This window comes from Sorangium sp. So ce887, from assembly GCF_051521455.1.
Lineage (GTDB): Bacteria > Myxococcota_A > Polyangia > Polyangiales > Polyangiaceae > Sorangium.
Map to the genome: position 1 here is coordinate 4,400,540 of NZ_CP150354.1, position 15,144 is coordinate 4,415,683.

Consider the following 15,144-nt stretch of genomic DNA (forward strand, 5'->3'; position numbering starts at 1 on the left):
ATGAGCGTCGACCTCTCCCCCACGTCCAGGCCCAGCGGGCTCGCCGAGCTCCGCGCCGCCTACGCGCGCGAGCGCGCTGAGCTCGATCGCACCGTGCCGAGCGGCCCCACCCCGGCGGCGGATCCGTCCGCGCTCGGCGTCGCCCTCGGCCGGCGCCACGCGCGCCTGCTCGACGATCTCCTGGCGCGCCTCTTCCACCTGCTGCGCGAGTCCGGCTCCCCGAGCCGCGCTGCGTGGGACGCGGTGGCCATCGCCGGGGTCGGCGGCTACGGCCGCGGCGCCGCCGCGCTGCGGAGCGACCTCGACGTGCGCATCCTCGCCCGCGACGCCCAGCGCGCCAGCGCCATCGCGGACGCGCTGCTCTACCCGCTCTGGGACATGGGGGTCACCGTGGGGCACCAGGTCGTCACCATCGACGACCTCGTCGAGGGCGCGCGCGAGGATCTGCCCACCGCGACGAGCCTGCTCGACTGGCGGCACGTCGTCGGCGACGCGTCGATGTCCGAGTCGCTGTGGCAGCGCGCCGCCGCGGGCCTCTTCGCGCACTCGGAGCTCCCCCGCTTCATCGAGCGGCTCGGGAAGGAGATCTCGCAGCGGCACGAGCGCTTCGGCGGCTCGGTCTACCTGCTGGAGCCGGACGTGAAGAACGGCGCGGGCGGGCTGCGCGACCTCGACGTCGCCCGCTGGGCGGCGAAGGCGCGCTACGGCGTCGGCGAGTTCGACGCGCTGGTCCGCTTCGGCGCGCTCGTCGCCCGCGAGGCCGAGGAGATCCGCAACGCCGCGGAGATGCTCTGGCGCATCCGCAACCTCCTGCACGCCCACTCCGGGCGGAGGACCGACCGGCTGACGTTCGACGAGCAGGAGCTCTGCGCGGGCGTGCTCGGCTACAACAAGGCCGCCGAGGTGGCCGGGAGCGGCCGGAAGGGCGCGCCCCCGCCCGACGAGCCCGCCGTGTCGCCCGAGGCGATCGAGCGGATGATGAGCGATTACTACCGGAGCGCCCGGACCATCTCGCGGGCCCTCGACATGATCGTCTCGCGCGCCACGCCGACGCTCACGAAGCGCCGCCGCCGCGACGAGGACCTCGGCGGCGGCATCCGCCTCTTCGACGGCTGCATCACGATGAGCGATCCGGATCTGCTCCGGACCGACCCGCCGATCGCGCTGCGGCTCGTCGCCGCGGCCGTCGAGCGCGGCGTCCCGCTCCTACCCTACGCGCGCGGGGCGATCGTCCGCGCCGCCGGCGACCCGGCGTTCTGCGCGGCGCTCCGCGAGAGCCCCGAGGCCGCCGAGCTGTTCCGGACCCTCGTCGCCACGTGCAAGGAGACGGAGCTCCAGAGCGGCTCCGTCGTCCGCGAGCTGCACGACGTCGGCCTCCTGCTCGCCATGATCCCCGAGTTCTTGCCGGTCGTCGGGCGCGTCCACCACGACGTCTACCACGTGTACACGGTGGACGTGCACTCGGTCGCCGCGGTCGATCGGCTGGCGGCGCTCGTGCGGGGCGAGCTCGCGGCCGAGTTCGGGCTCCCGTGCCGGCTCGCCGCCGAGGCGACGCGGCCGACGATGCTGTTCTTCGCCACGCTCCTGCACGACGTGGGCAAGGCGATCGGGGGCACCGATCACAGCCGGCGCGGCGCCGAGATGGCGCGGAAGATCCTGGCGCGGCTCGGCTTCACCCCGGAGGACATCGACGAGGCGTGCCACCTCATCCTGAAGCACCTCGTGATGTACCTCATCGCGACCCGGCGCGATCTCGACGACCCCGCGACGATCTCGGAGTTCTGCCAGGAGGTGCACGGCCGCGAGGGGCTGCGCGATCTCTACCTGCTCACGGTCGCCGATCTGTCGACAACGAGCCCCACGTCGATGACGTCGTGGAAGGCGCGGATGCTCGACGAGCTCTACCTCTCGGCGGACGCGGCCCTGCGCGGCGCGCGGGGGGAGGGCGGGCCGCTCGGCATCGACGATCAGCGCATGGCCCGCGCGATCAGCGGCACCGTGGGCGCGCTCGAGGATCTCCCGGCCGCGAGCGAGGCGGAGCGGCGCGCGCAGCGGGACTTCCTGGCCCGGTACCTCGCGTCGATGCCCGAGCGCTACCTCCTCGCGAACAGCCCGGCCGCGATCGCGGCGCACTCCGAGCTCGCGCGGCAGCAGGAGGGCGGCGGGAACAGCGTCTCGGTCGCGCTCGTGCCGTCGCGCCACCCGGAGGCCGCGGAGCTCTGCATGGTCGCGCCGGATCGACCCGGCTTGCTCGCGGCGATCACGGCGGCGCTCGCCTCCTCGCGCCTCGAGGTCCACGCCGCGCAGATCCACTCGCGCGCGAGCGACGATCCGGGCGTCGACGAGAGCGGCGTGCTCCGCGCGAGGACGGGCTCGTTTCCGCCCGCGGGCGTGCGCCTGCAGGCCGTCGACCTGTTCTGGGTGCGCGATCGCAGCGAGGGGGTCGCGGGGGTGGCCCGCGCCATCCCGAAGCTCGTGACCGACATCCAGGCGGCGCTCTCGGGCCAGATCTCCGGCGCCGAGCTCGCCAAGAAGCGCCGGGGCGGCGGGCTGCGCGAGCGCCCGACGCCGAAGGTCAAGACGCAGATATCCATCGACGACCGCGCGTCCCATCACACGGTGATCGAGGTCCTCACGCGCGACCGCCCCGGCCTCCTGTTCGCGATCTCGGACGCGCTCTACCAGCTCGGCCTCTCGATCTCGGTCGCCAAGATCAACACCGAGGGGACGCGCGTGGCCGACGTGTTCTATGTGAGCGAGGCGGACGGGACGAAGGTCGCGAACGGCAAACGGCTGCAAGAGGTCGAGGAGCGGCTGCACGCGGTGCTCCAGGGCCTGGACGGCGAAGGGAGTGTCGGATGAACAAGAGGTGGCTTTCGCGTGCGGCGCGGGCGGCGATCGCCGCTCGTCGCGGCGGTGTGTGTGTGGCGCTCGCGGCGTGCGTCGCGGCGTGCGGGGGGGCGCAGGAGCCCCCGCGCGAGCAGTTCGCGGATCCGCTGCTCGCCGATCCGCCCGACGGCAGCGACGCGGCGACCTCGAAGGGGACGTCGACGAGCGCGCTGGACCGGGGCGTCGCTTACATCAAGAACGAGAAGTACGAGGAGGCGAAGGAGCACCTCCTCCGGGCGATCGAGCACGAGCCGAGCAGCGCCGAGGCGCACTACTACCTCGGGCTCGCGCGCGAGAAGACGAACGACCGCGCCGGCTCCGAGGCGTCGTACAAGAAGGCGCTCGCGAGCGATCCCAAGCTGGAGGCCGCCGCGCTGAACCTGGCGGCGCTCTACCTGGACGAGCCCCCCCGGCCCGACGAGGCGATCGCGGTGCTCTCGAAGGCGCTCGAGCAGGCGCCGGGCCGGTCCGCGCTCCACCAGAACCTGGGCTACGCGTACGGCCTGAAGCGCGACGTCGCGAGCGCGAGCAAGCACTACGAGGCGGCGCTCAAGGCCGAGGACACGGCCGCCACGCGCTTCGCCTACGGCGCGATGCTGTTCGAGGCGAAGGAGCTCGACCGGGCCGCGGCCGAGCTCAAGAAGGCGCTCGCCGCGACCGGCGACGACGTGGCGACGATCGCGACGATCGGGCGGATGCTCGGGCCGGCCAAGGCGTACGCCGACTGCGTGGCGGCCTTCGACCGCGCCATCAAGCTGAAGCCGGAGGCGGAGTTCCATGTGCGCCGCGGCACGTGCCGGCACGAGCTCGGCGATGAGCCGGGGGCGCGCGCGGACTTCCAGGCGGCGATCAAGGTGGACCCGCGGTTCGCGGCCGCGCACTACTACCTCGGCCTGTCGTTCCTGGCCGAGCGCAAGCCGCAGAGCGCGCTCGCGGCGCTCACCGAGGCCGGCAAGCACGGGGGCGACACCGAGATCGGCAAGCGCGCCCGCGCCAGGGTGAAGGAGCTCAGCGTCAGGGTGAAGTAGCGCGGCCGCCCGCCGATCCCGCTCGCCGGAGCGGGGCGGCGGCTCACGCGCCGAGCAGCGCGAGGATCCTGTCGAGCTCGTCGAGCGAGCCGTACGTGACGCCGAGCTCGCCGCGGCCGCCCTCGTCGCGCACCTCGACGCGCGTCCCGAGCCTCCGCATGAGGCGCGCCTCCAGGTCCTTGATCGCGGGCGACTTCCCCGCGGGCTTCTTCTCGCCGGGGTCCTCCCCGCCGTTTTCGGCGGCCCGGCTCTCCTTCTCCTTCGCCGCCTTGATCAGCGCCTCGACCTTGCGGACCGGGAGCTTGCCGTGGACGGTCCGCTCGGCGACGTCGGCCATCACCTTGTCGCTCGGCGCCCCGAGCAGCGCGCGCGCGTGGCCCTCGCTGAGCTCGCGCGAGATCACCATGCTGCGGATCCGCTGCGGCAGCCGGAGGAGCCGGAGCGAGTTGACGATCGTCGTGCGGTCCTTGCCGACGCGCTCCGCGAGGGTCTGGTGCGTGTAGCTGTGCTCGCGCAGCAGCCGGTCGAACGCCTCGGCGATCTCGATCGCGTTCAGGTCGGCCCGCTGCACGTTCTCGACCAGCGCCAGCTCGAACGCCTCCTTGGGGGAGACGTCCTTGACGACGACGAGCACCTCCCTGAGCCCCGCGCGCTGCGCGGCGCGCCACCGCCGCTCGCCCGCGATGAGCTCGAAGCTGTCGTTCCCGGCCTGCGTCCTGCGCACGATGAGCGGCTCGATGAGCCCGTGCTCGCGGATGCTCCCGGTGAGCTCCTCCAGCTCGGCCTCGTCGAAGTGCTGCCGCGGCTGCCCCTTCTGCGGGACGATCTTCTCGATCGCGCAGACGAACACGCTGCGCCCCTCGGCCGCCGTCGACGTCGCCGGCGGCGGCGCCGGGAGCAGGGCGTCGAGCCCCCGTCCGAGCGCGCGCCGCGCCCCTTTCTGATCGGCATTCATGATCTGGGTCGTGCGTCCCTCGCGCGCGCTCCGGTGGTGGGCGGGGGCTCGGCCTGCGGCTCCGCCTCGTCATTCGCGCGCTGCGTCTTCTTCGGATCTGCCGCGGCGGCGGGCGGGCCGTCCAGGATCTCGCGCGCGAGGCTCAGGTAGCCCTGCGCCCCCTTCGACTGGGCGTCGTAGAGCAGCGCCGGCTTGCCGTGCGACGGCGCCTCGCTGAGCTTCACGTTGCGCGGGATGATCGCGTCGAAGACGCGGAAGTGCGCCCTCACCTCGTCGGCCACCTGGTGGGTGAGCGAGTTGCGCCCGTCGAACATCGTCAGGACGACGCCCTCGACCGTGAGCTCCGGGTTGAAGGCGCTCTTCACCCGGTCGATCGTCGCCATGAGGTGCGTCAGCCCCTCGAGCGCGTAGTACTCGCACTGGAGCGGCACGAGCACGCGGTGCGCCGCGGTGAGCGCGTTCAAGGTGAGCAGCCCGAGCGACGGCGGGCAGTCGAGGACGACGAACGCGTACCCGTCGAGCTGCGGGCGCAGCGCCTGGCGCAGCCGCGTCGCGCGGTCGGCCGCGTCGACCAGCTCGAGCTCCGCCGCGACGAGGTCCTGCGTCGCCGGCACCACGTCGAGCAAGGGCACCTCGGTCGCGACGATCGCCTCCTTCAGCGCTGCCTGCCCGATCAGGACGTCGTAGAGGGACAGCTCGAAGCTCCCCCGCCGCACGCCGACGCCGCTCGACGCGTTCCCCTGGGGATCGCAGTCGACGAGCAGCGTCCGGTACTCCGCCGCGGCGAAGCTCGCGGCCAGGTTGACCGAGGTCGTGGTCTTGCCGACGCCCCCCTTCTGGTTGGCGACGGCGAAGATGACAGGCGAAGGCTTGGGAGCGGCGCCGGCCTTGCCGGGCGCGCCCCCCTGGTTGAGCGATGGCATCGTGCTGTGTCGCGTCCGACCCGGCTGCTTACACGACCCCCACCGGCACGTCGAGAGATGCAGGCGTCTCCGCTGCATGTTCGAACGGACGCGCGGGTCCGGCCCGGCCTGACCCAGGCTCCGGGCGCTCGTCTCAGCGCCCCGCCAACGCCCCGGGAGCACCGGGAGCACCCCTCCGGGCGGCTGGGCCGCGGCGCTCGGGCATGCCCGGACGCTGGACGGCGCCCGCCCGCTCGCCGTTCCCCCACCGTTCGCTCGTCGGATTGTTGGCCTGAACGGCAGGGGTGTCTACAGTGGCCCACATGTCGCTTGGTGTAGGCAAAAGTGACCGAACGACGGGGCCGTTGTCCCGCGGGCGAGGTCGTTGCTTCGGCCTCGGGGGGGCGCTGCTGTCCAGCGGCGACTCCGGCCCGGTCGATCGGATCCTTGCCCACGCGTTCTGGTGCGACGGGCGCGAGCCTGCGTTGCTCGCTCCTGCGCAGGTCCTCGTGCTTTCGCCTTCGCTTCATCGCAGGTCGGCGCTCGGCTCGCGCCGTCGTCTGCCCTCGACGCGCGTCGAGGGTCGGCGCTGACCGCTCCTTGATCACGGACGTGGTGCCCAGCTTCGCCGAGCAGACCGACGCCACGACGTCGCCTCGGCACATGTGAGGAGGACAGATGCCGCTTCCCAGGTCGTATCAGAACTTTGCAGAGTTCGAGCGCGAGATTCTCCGCCCGAACCGTGTGGGCTTCTCGCTCGAAGACATCGTCGAGGAGGGCCCCTTCGACGCCGAGCTCGATTTCGAGAAGGACCCCTTCGACGCCTCGGACAACGACTGAGCGCGACGGCCCCGCGCTCGCGCCGGTGCGGGCGCCGCGCGGCACATCAGCTTGCACGATCCCTCCCGGGATCCCCGAGCCCCGGCGGCCGCCTCTCCGCCGGGGCTCCTTTTTTTAAAGCAGCGTCCTGTCGGTCGTCTCGACCCCCCAGCGACGCGTGGCTTGACCCCCCCAGCGACGCGTGGCACGAGTGCCGCCCTTCGAAAAAAACGCCATGCAAGTCAACGTCGAAAAGCTTTCTCCCGTGCTGATGGAGTTTCAGGTGGAGGTCCCCGCGGACCGGGTCCGGAGCGAGGTCGACAAGGCCTATACGGCGCTCCAGCGGACGGCCCGGGTCCGGGGCTACCGGCCTGGCAAGGCGCCGCGCCAGGTGCTCGCGCACCTCTACGGCGGCCGCATCCACGCCGATGTCGCCCAGCGGCTCGTCGACTCCACGCTGAACCAGGCGCTCGCCGACAAGCAGGTGCAGCCCCTGTCCCAGCCGGCGATCGCGCCCGCCGAGCTGCGCCCCGACGACGCGTTCTCCTACAAGGCCCGCTTCGAGGTCCGCCCCGACATCGCCGAGGTGAAGTGGGAGGGCTTCGAGGTGAAGCGCCCCTCGACCACGCCGACGGAGGAGATGATCGACGCCGAGCTCACCGCCCTTCGGCGCGAGCACTCGACGCTGCAGGCGCCGGAGCCGGAGCGCCCGGGCGCCAAGGGGGACATGGCGACGCTCTCCTTCACGCTCGAGGTCGCCGGCGCCCTCCGCGACACGAAGCAGCAGGAGATCGAGACCGAGCTCGGCAGCGGCCAGATCTTCAAGGAGATCGAGGACGCGCTCCTCGGGATGACGCCCGGCCAGTCGAAGGACGTCCCGGTCACGTTCTCCGAGCAGCACTCGAACGCGGATCTGCGGGGCAAGCAGGCGCTCTTCCACATCACGCTGAAGGATCTGCGTGAGCGCATTTTCCCGGAGGTCGACGACGAGTTCGCGAAGGACTGCGGCGAGGAGAGCCTCCCCGCGCTCCGCGAGTCGGTCCGCAAGAAGATCGAGAAGGAGCTGACCCAGCGCGCGAGCGACGCGGTCGCCGAGCAGCTCGTGATCGAGCTCTGCAAGGCGAACCCGATCCCGGTCCCGCCGTCGCTCGTCGATCAGCAGGCGCAGCTCGCCGAGCGCGAGCTGCTCGCGACGGCCCGGCGGCAGGGGCAGCGCGTCGATCCGACGCCGGAGTTCCGCGCCCGCGTGCGGCTCGACGCCGAGATGAAGGTGCGCGCGGGCCTGGCCATGGCCGAGATCGCGAAGGCGAAGGCGGTCAGGATCACCGAGGCCGATCTCGAGAAGGGCTACCAGGAGCTCGCCGAGCAGAGCGGCAAGAACGTCGCGAAGATCAAGGCGGAGTACCGCGAGCCCCAGAAGCGCGAGCTCTTCGCCGGGATGATCCTCGAGGACAAGATCCTCGACATCATCGAGGCCGCCGCGAAGGTCACGGACGCGAGCTAGGCGCCGCGCCGCCGGATCGGCTCCGGCGGCGCGGTTCGTCCGGGTCGTGTCGCGCGTCGCTGCGCGGCGCCCTCATCGAGGCACATCGCCTGCGTCGAGCGTGCGTTCAACGCGCGCGCGCCGGCGCTTCGCGCGCCCCGCGCAATCTGCGCGGAGGCGCGGAGGCGCGGAGGCGCGGATGCCAACGAGCGGCCGACATTTCCGGTAACCTCGGGCGCGTTCGGTCTTGCGATCGGACGCAGTCTGGCCCAGGAGTAGAAGCCCTGCCGCGCGGCAGGAAACCCCCCGGAGCACCGGATGACCCGACGAGTCGAAACCCGCACCCAAGCCATCGAGTTTCTCGAACGCGAGAAGGCCTACATCCTCCCGACGGTCACGGAAGTGACCCACCGCGGCGAGCGGGAGTGGAACATCTTCAGCCGCCTCCTCAAGGATCGCATCGTCTTCATCGGCACGGAGATCGATGACTTCGTCGCGAACGCCGTGATCGCGCAGTTCCTCTTCCTGGAGAGCGAGGATCCCGAGAAGGAGATCCAGGTCTACATCAACAGCCCGGGCGGCGTGGTGACGTCGGGGCTCGCCATGTACGACACGATGCAGTACGTGCGGTGCCCGGTGTCGACGATGTGCATCGGCCAGGCCGCGTCGATGGGCGCCGTGCTGCTCGCCGCGGGTCGCAAGGGCCGGCGCTTCGCGCTGCCGCACGCCCGGATGATGATCCACCAGCCGCTCGGCGGCGCGCGCGGTCAGGCGACGGACATCGAGATCCAGGCGCGCGAGATCAAGAAAATCAAGGAGACGCTGATCGACATCCTCGTCGAAGCGACCGGCAAGAACCGGGACGAGCTGGCGAAGGACATCGAGCGCGACTTCTACCTGAGCGCGACGCAGGCCAAGGAGTATGGCCTCATCGACGAGGTCTTCCCGAAGCGGATCAAGTAGGTGCCCGCGCCCCCTCGTCCGGCGGGCGTGCCCTGGCGGAGGGCCGGCGCGAGCGGCGTCGGCCGGCGGCGCGCAGCCTCATCGGGGGCTCGCGCCGCGGCGCCATCAGGCGATTCCCTGACTTCGGCCACAGGCTGGAGACCACCCCCGTTAGCTTGCGACGGTACGGGCACCGGACTAGAATCCGGGCGCGGCGTTTGGCTGCGCATCGCTGAAAATACAGGGAACGGTGGAAGCCGTTCCCGTTCCAAGTTGGAGGGGCCGCCGCGGCGGGACCCTACCTCTCATCGAAGCGGACGCGTCGGCCGGCCGCACTGAGGGTCGAAGTGGAGCGAAGGCGGGACGATCACTCGAATGGCAATTTAAGCTGCTCCTTCTGCGGTAAGTCGCAGAAAGAGGTGAAGAAGCTCATCGCGGGCCCCACGGTGTACATCTGTGATGAGTGCATCGGGCTCTGCAATGACATCATCGCGGAGGAGGTCGAGAAGGACGAGCCGTACGCGGGGTCGACCCCGGTCCCCAAGCCCGCCGACATCAAGGCGACGCTGGATGAGTACGTCGTCGGCCAGCACCGCGCCAAGAAGATCCTCGCTGTGGCGGTTCACAACCACTACAAGCGCATCGACAGCCGGGTCGCCGCGGACGATGTGGAGCTGTCCAAGTCGAACATCCTCCTGCTGGGCCCGACGGGCTCCGGCAAGACGCTCCTTGCGCAGACGCTCGCCAAGATCATCAACGTCCCGTTCGCGATCGCGGACGCGACGACGCTGACCGAGGCTGGCTACGTCGGCGAGGACGTCGAGAACATCATCGTCCAGCTCCTCCAGAACGCGGATCACGACGTCGAGCGCGCGCAGCGCGGCATCGTCTACATCGACGAGATCGACAAGATCAGCCGGAAGAGCGACAACCCGAGCATCACGCGCGACGTCTCGGGCGAGGGCGTGCAGCAGGCGCTGCTCAAGATCATCGAGGGGACGATCGCCAACGTCCCACCGAAGGGCGGACGCAAGCACCCGCAGCAGGACTTCCTCCAGGTCGACACGACGAACATCCTGTTCATCTGCGGCGGCGCGTTCGTCGGCCTGGACCAGATCATCCAGCGGCGCATCGGCCAGAACACGCTCGGCTTCGGCGCCGAGATCAAGGCGAAGAAGGACTTCAAGCTGGGCGATCTGCTCAGCGTCGTCCAGCCGGAGGACCTCCTCAAGTTCGGGCTCATCCCCGAGTTCATCGGCCGCCTTCCGATCATCGCGACGCTGCACGAGCTCAACGAGGAAGCGCTGATCGACATCCTCACGAAGCCGAAGAACAGCCTGGTCAAGCAGTACCAGAAGCTCTTCGAGATGGACGGGGTGAAGCTCAAGTTCACCCGGGGCGCGCTCGTCGCGGTGGCCCGTCAGGCCCTCGAGAGGAACAGCGGCGCCCGCGGCCTGCGCGCGATCCTCGAATCGGCGATGCTCGACATCATGTACGACGTCCCGTCCCGCACGGGCATCAAGGAGGTCGTCGTCAGCGAGGACGTGATCGTCAAGCACGAGGCGCCGCTCATCGTGTACACGAAGGAGGCGGAGCTCGCGTAGCGCTCGCCCCGAGGGGGTTCTTGGGTCAGGGCGCGCGGCCCGAGCGCGCGCCGTGGTGGAAGGCGCGCGTGCGGCGCGCCCTCGCCGCGATCGCCTGGATCGCCCCCTTCGATGATGCCGGCATCGCGCGCGTCCCCGGGGGGACGCGCGCGGCTCCGGTGGAAGTTCAGCAGTAGATCAAGCCACGTGTGACAACCGAGGTGGGGGCTGCCCCGGCCTCCCGATACTCCCGGAAAGACGGCGGATGTTCTTCAAGAACGACAGTGATCGCGGCAAGAACGCACCCGAGCGCGGGATCGTCCCGTTGCTCCCGCTACGCGACATCATCGTCTTTCCACACATGGTCTCACAGCTGTTCGTCGGGCGCGAGCGCAGCATCGCCGCGCTCGACGAGGCGATGAACCGCGGCAAGGAGATCTTCCTGGCCGCGCAGCGGAACGCGAAGACGAACGACCCGACGCCGGACGACATCTTCGGCGTCGGCTCGGTCGGCGCTATCATGCAGCTGCTCCGTCTGCCGGACGGGACGGTCAAGGTCCTCATCGAGGGCAAGCGCCGGGCGCGCATCCGTCGTTACGTCCAGAGCGATGCGTACTTCCTGATCGAGTACGACGAGATCGTCGAGAGCTCGGTCGCGAGCGTCGAGGTCGAGGCGCTGATGCGCTCGGTCCAGTCGACGTTCGAGATGTACGTCAAGCTCAACAAGAAGATCCAGCCCGAGGTCCTGATGGCGGTGCAGGCGATCGACGAGGCCTCGAGGCTCGCCGACACCATCATCGCCAACCTGCCGACCATCAAGCTGACGGACCGGCAGGCGCTGCTCGAGATGGAGGAGCCGCAGAAGCGGCTCGAGCGTCTCATCGAGCTGATGCAGTCCGAGATCGAGATTCTCCAGGTGGAGAAGAAGATCCGGAGTCGCGTCAAGAAGCAGATGGAGAAGACGCAGAAGGAATACTACCTCAACGAGCAGATGCAGGCCATCCAGAAGGAGCTGGGCGGCGGCGAGCGCGACGAGTTCAAGAACGAGATCCAGGAGATCGAGGAGGCCCTCAAGACCAAGCGGATGAGCAAGGAGGCCGCCGCCAAGGTCAAGAAGGAGCTCAAGAAGCTCAAGATGATGCACCCCACGAGCGCCGAGGCGACCGTGGTGCGCAACTACATCGACTGGATCCTGGAGCTCCCCTGGTACGACAAGAGCGAGGAGCGTTATGACCTCGTCGAGGCCGAGCGGATCCTCGATGAGGACCATTACGGCCTGAAGAAGATCAAGGAGCGGATCCTCGAGTACCTCGCGGTCCAGGCGCTGACGAAGAAGCTCAAGGGGCCGGTGCTCTGCTTCGTGGGCCCGCCCGGCGTCGGCAAGACGAGCCTGGCGAAGTCGATCGCGCGCGCGACGGGGCGCAAGTTCGTGCGGCTGTCGCTCGGCGGCGTGCGCGACGAGGCGGAGATCCGCGGCCACCGGCGGACGTACATCGGCGCGCTGCCTGGCAAGCTGATCCAGTCGCTCAAGAAGGTCGGGACGAACAACCCCGTTTTCCTGCTCGACGAGGTCGACAAGATGTCGACCGACTTCCGCGGGGATCCGGCGGCGGCGCTGCTCGAGGTGCTCGATCCGGAGCAGAACCACACCTTCAACGATCACTACCTGGATCTCGATTACGACCTCTCCGACGTGATGTTCATCACGACGGCGAACACGCTGTCCGGCATCCCGGTGCCGCTCCAGGACCGCATGGAGGTCATTCAGCTCTCGGGTTACACGGAGTTCGAGAAGCTGAACATCGCGGTGAAGTACCTCGTGCCCCGGCAGCGGAAGGAGTGCGGCCTCGAGGACGTGTCGCTCGACGTCACCGAGGGGGCGCTCCGGACGATCATCCACCACTACACGAAGGAGAGCGGCGTGCGCTCGCTGGAGCGCGAGATCGCGAGCGTGTGCCGCAAGGTGGCCCGGAAGGTCGTGTCGGACGGCAAGGAGAAGCCGATCGAGGTCGTCGCGAAGAGCATCCCGAAGTACCTCGGCGTGCCGAAGTTCCGGCTCGGCAGGCGCGAGGAGCGCGACGAGGTCGGCCTCGTGAACGGCCTGGCCGTGACCAACGTCGGAGGCGATCTGCTCCCGGCCGAGGCGACGGTGGTCCCGGGCAAGGGCAAGCTCGTCATCACCGGGCTGCTCGAGAAGGGGATGGAGGAGAGCGGGCACGCGGCGATGAGCTACGTGCGCTCGCGCCTCGATCGCCTCGGACTCGAGGCGGACGTCTATCAGAAGGTCGACGTCCACATTCACTTCCCCGATTTCGTCAGGAAGGACGGGCCCAGCGCCGGCGTCACCATGGTGACCGCGCTCGTGAGCGCGCTGATGAAGGTGCCCGTCCGGCGGGATCTCGCGATGACGGGCGAGATCACCCTGCGCGGCCGGGTGATGCCGATCGGCGGGCTCAAGGAGAAGCTGCTCGCCGCCCATCGCGGCGGCATCACGACCGTGATCCTGCCGAAGGAGAACCGGAAGGATCTGCGGGACGTGCCCCGGCGTGTGCTGAAGTCGCTGCGGCTCGTGCTCGTGGAGCACGTGGACGACGTGCTCCGCGAGGCGCTCGTCCTGCCCGACGCCTACGCGATCTTCGGGCCGCCCAAGGGCGTTTTGGAGTACCGGGACGGCGAGCTCGTGACCGAGGACGCGCCGGTCAAGGCGCCGCCGGCCGCGGCCGGCGAGCCGACGCCGGCCCCTCCGCCCGGCGCGTGAGCGGCGGGAGCGCGGCGACGGACGGATAGGCTGGCGGCGCGCGTCGAGACGCACTAGCTGGCGTCGCGATGATTCGACGCGCATTGATCTCGGTATCCGACAAGACGGGCCTGCTCCCGCTGGCCCGGCGGCTCGCGGAAAAGGGCGTGGAGATCCTCTCGACCGGGGGGACGCAGCGGGCGCTCAAGGACGCCAACGTGCCGGTCGTCGGCGTGGAGGCCTATACCGGCTCGCCCGAGGTGATGGATGGCCGGGTGAAGACGCTCCATCCCCGGGTGCACGGCGGCATCCTGATGCGCGGCGCGATCGACGACGACGACCTCGCGCGGCTCGGGGGCCAGCCGATCGATCTCGTCGTGTGCAATCTCTATCCGTTCGAGGCGACGGTCCGGAAGCCGGGGGTCACGCACCCCGAGATCATCGAGAACATCGATATCGGCGGGCCGTCGATGGTGCGGAGCGCGGCCAAGAACCACGCGCGCGTGGCCGTGGTGGTCGATCCGGCCGACTACGACGCCGTGCTCGCCGAGATCGACAGGGCGGGTGAGGTGTCGAGCTCCACGCGCCGCCGGCTGGCCACGAAGGCGTTCGCCCATACGGCGGCTTACGACGGGATGGTGTCCGGCTACCTGTCGTCGCTGCCGGAGGAGGGCGAGCCGAACGCCGACGAGCGCGAGGCCTATCCGCGCTTTCTGACGCTCGCCCTCGAGCGGGCCTACCCGCTCCGGTACGGCGAGAACCCGCACCAGTCGGGCGCCTTCTACCGCGAGCGCGGCGCGGCCGCGGGGTCGCTCGCGCTGGCCGAGTCGCTGGGTGCGGGCGGCAAGGAGCTCTCGTTCAACAACCTCGTCGACGTGGACGCGGCGTTCGAGGCGGTGCGCGAGCTCACCCAGCCCGCCGCGGTCGTCGTGAAGCACACGAACCCGTGCGGCGTCGCGATCGGCAGCGATCTCGCGACCGCCTACCGGACGGCGCGCGAGGCGGACCCGGTGAGCGCCTTTGGCGGGATCGTCGCGCTGAACCGCGAGGTCGACCGGGCGGCTGCGGAGGTGCTGGTCGAGACGTTCCTGGAGTGCGTGATCGCGCCTGCCTACGCCCCCGAGGCGCTGGAGGTGCTCCGGACGAAGAAGAACCTCCGGGTGCTCGCGACCGGCGCGCTCCTGCCCGCGGATCATCGGGAGCTGACGTTCAAGCGCGTCGGCGGGGGCCTCGTGGTCCAGGATCGGGACGCGACCGCGGGGGGCGAGGTGCGCGGCGGCAAGGTCGTGACGAAGCGGGCGCCCACGGCGCAGGAGATCGACGCGCTCGATCTCGGCTGGCGCGTTTGCAAGCATGTGAAATCCAACGCGATTGTGCTCACGGTACCCGGGAGCACGGTCGGGGTCGGCGCCGGGCAGATGTCGCGGGTCGAGAGCGTGCGCATCGCCTGCAGCAAGGCGGGCGAGCGGGCTCGCGGGAGCGTCCTCGCGTCGGACGCTTACTTCCCGTTCCCGGACGGCCTGGCGCTCGCCGCCGAGCACGGGATCACGGCGGTCGCGCAGCCGGGAGGCAGCGTGAGGGACCCGGAGGTCATCGCCGCGGCGGACGCGGCGGGGGTTGCGATGGTGTTCACCGGGGTCCGGCACTTCCGTCACTGAGCCGGCCAGCCCTCGTCCCGGCCCCGCCCCGTCCCGGGATGCGCGATCTTTCCTTCCGCTGGAAGGGTGCGCCGCGTTCGCAAAAAGTTGACCTTTGTTCCTTGACTGTGATGATGGTCAACGCTGCGCCTGGGCAAAGCGCTGTGCG

General features: G+C 70.2%; 11 protein-coding genes. 9 read left to right on the forward strand and 2 right to left on the reverse strand.

What is annotated here, in order from left to right; all coding sequences use genetic code 11:
* Window positions 1–2,862, forward strand: coding sequence for a [protein-PII] uridylyltransferase (glnD, locus tag WMF36_RS16335; RefSeq protein WP_437580531.1), 2,862 nt, complete (start codon window positions 1–3; stop codon window positions 2,860–2,862).
* Window positions 2,859–3,917: a tetratricopeptide repeat protein gene (locus WMF36_RS16340; protein ID WP_437580532.1), complete on the forward strand. Its 1,059-nt coding sequence runs from the start codon at window positions 2,859–2,861 to the stop codon at window positions 3,915–3,917. Before glnD ends, WMF36_RS16340 begins: the two co-directional genes overlap by 4 nt.
* A 43-nt stretch (window positions 3,918–3,960) precedes the next feature.
* Here the strand turns inward: WMF36_RS16340 and WMF36_RS16345 are convergent, their stop codons facing one another.
* Window positions 3,961–4,872 (reverse strand): ParB/RepB/Spo0J family partition protein, encoded by a 912-nt coding sequence (locus WMF36_RS16345; protein ID WP_437580533.1) that lies wholly within the window; start codon window positions 4,870–4,872, stop codon window positions 3,961–3,963.
* Window positions 4,869–5,795 (reverse strand): ParA family protein, encoded by a 927-nt coding sequence (locus tag WMF36_RS16350; protein WP_437580534.1) that lies wholly within the window; start codon window positions 5,793–5,795, stop codon window positions 4,869–4,871. The genes WMF36_RS16345 and WMF36_RS16350 overlap by 4 nt, the downstream gene beginning before the upstream one ends.
* Window positions 5,796–6,452: 657 nt before the next feature.
* Between WMF36_RS16350 and WMF36_RS16355 the strand changes: the two genes are divergently transcribed.
* The 7 genes from WMF36_RS16355 (at window position 6,453) to purH (ending at window position 14,996) form a co-directional block, all read left to right on the forward strand.
* Window positions 6,453–6,614, forward strand: coding sequence for a transcriptional regulator (locus WMF36_RS16355; protein WP_437491693.1), 162 nt, complete (start codon window positions 6,453–6,455; stop codon window positions 6,612–6,614).
* Window positions 6,615–6,828: 214 nt separating this feature from the next.
* A complete protein-coding gene (tig, locus tag WMF36_RS16360; RefSeq protein ID WP_437580535.1) occupies window positions 6,829–8,097 on the forward strand; it encodes a trigger factor in 1,269 nt (422 codons plus the stop codon).
* Between the two features lie 297 nt (window positions 8,098–8,394).
* Complete coding sequence (locus WMF36_RS16365) at window positions 8,395–9,039, forward strand: ATP-dependent Clp protease proteolytic subunit (RefSeq protein ID WP_437491697.1); 645 nt, start codon at window positions 8,395–8,397, stop codon at window positions 9,037–9,039.
* A gap of 326 nt (window positions 9,040–9,365) precedes the next feature.
* Complete coding sequence (gene clpX / locus WMF36_RS16370; RefSeq protein WP_437580536.1) at window positions 9,366–10,622, forward strand: ATP-dependent Clp protease ATP-binding subunit ClpX; 1,257 nt, start codon at window positions 9,366–9,368, stop codon at window positions 10,620–10,622.
* A 20-nt stretch (window positions 10,623–10,642) separates the two neighbouring features.
* A complete protein-coding gene (locus WMF36_RS16375; protein ID WP_437580537.1) occupies window positions 10,643–10,798 on the forward strand; it encodes a hypothetical protein in 156 nt (51 codons plus the stop codon).
* Window positions 10,799–10,866: 68 nt separating this feature from the next.
* The gene (gene lon, locus WMF36_RS16380) at window positions 10,867–13,359 is read left to right on the forward strand and encodes an endopeptidase La (protein WP_437580538.1); all 2,493 of its coding nucleotides are present in this window, start codon (window positions 10,867–10,869) and stop codon (window positions 13,357–13,359) included.
* Window positions 13,360–13,427: 68 nt separating this feature from the next.
* Window positions 13,428–14,996 (forward strand): bifunctional phosphoribosylaminoimidazolecarboxamide formyltransferase/IMP cyclohydrolase, encoded by a 1,569-nt coding sequence (gene purH, locus WMF36_RS16385; protein WP_437580539.1) that lies wholly within the window; start codon window positions 13,428–13,430, stop codon window positions 14,994–14,996.
* Window positions 14,997–15,144 lie beyond the last annotated feature (148 nt).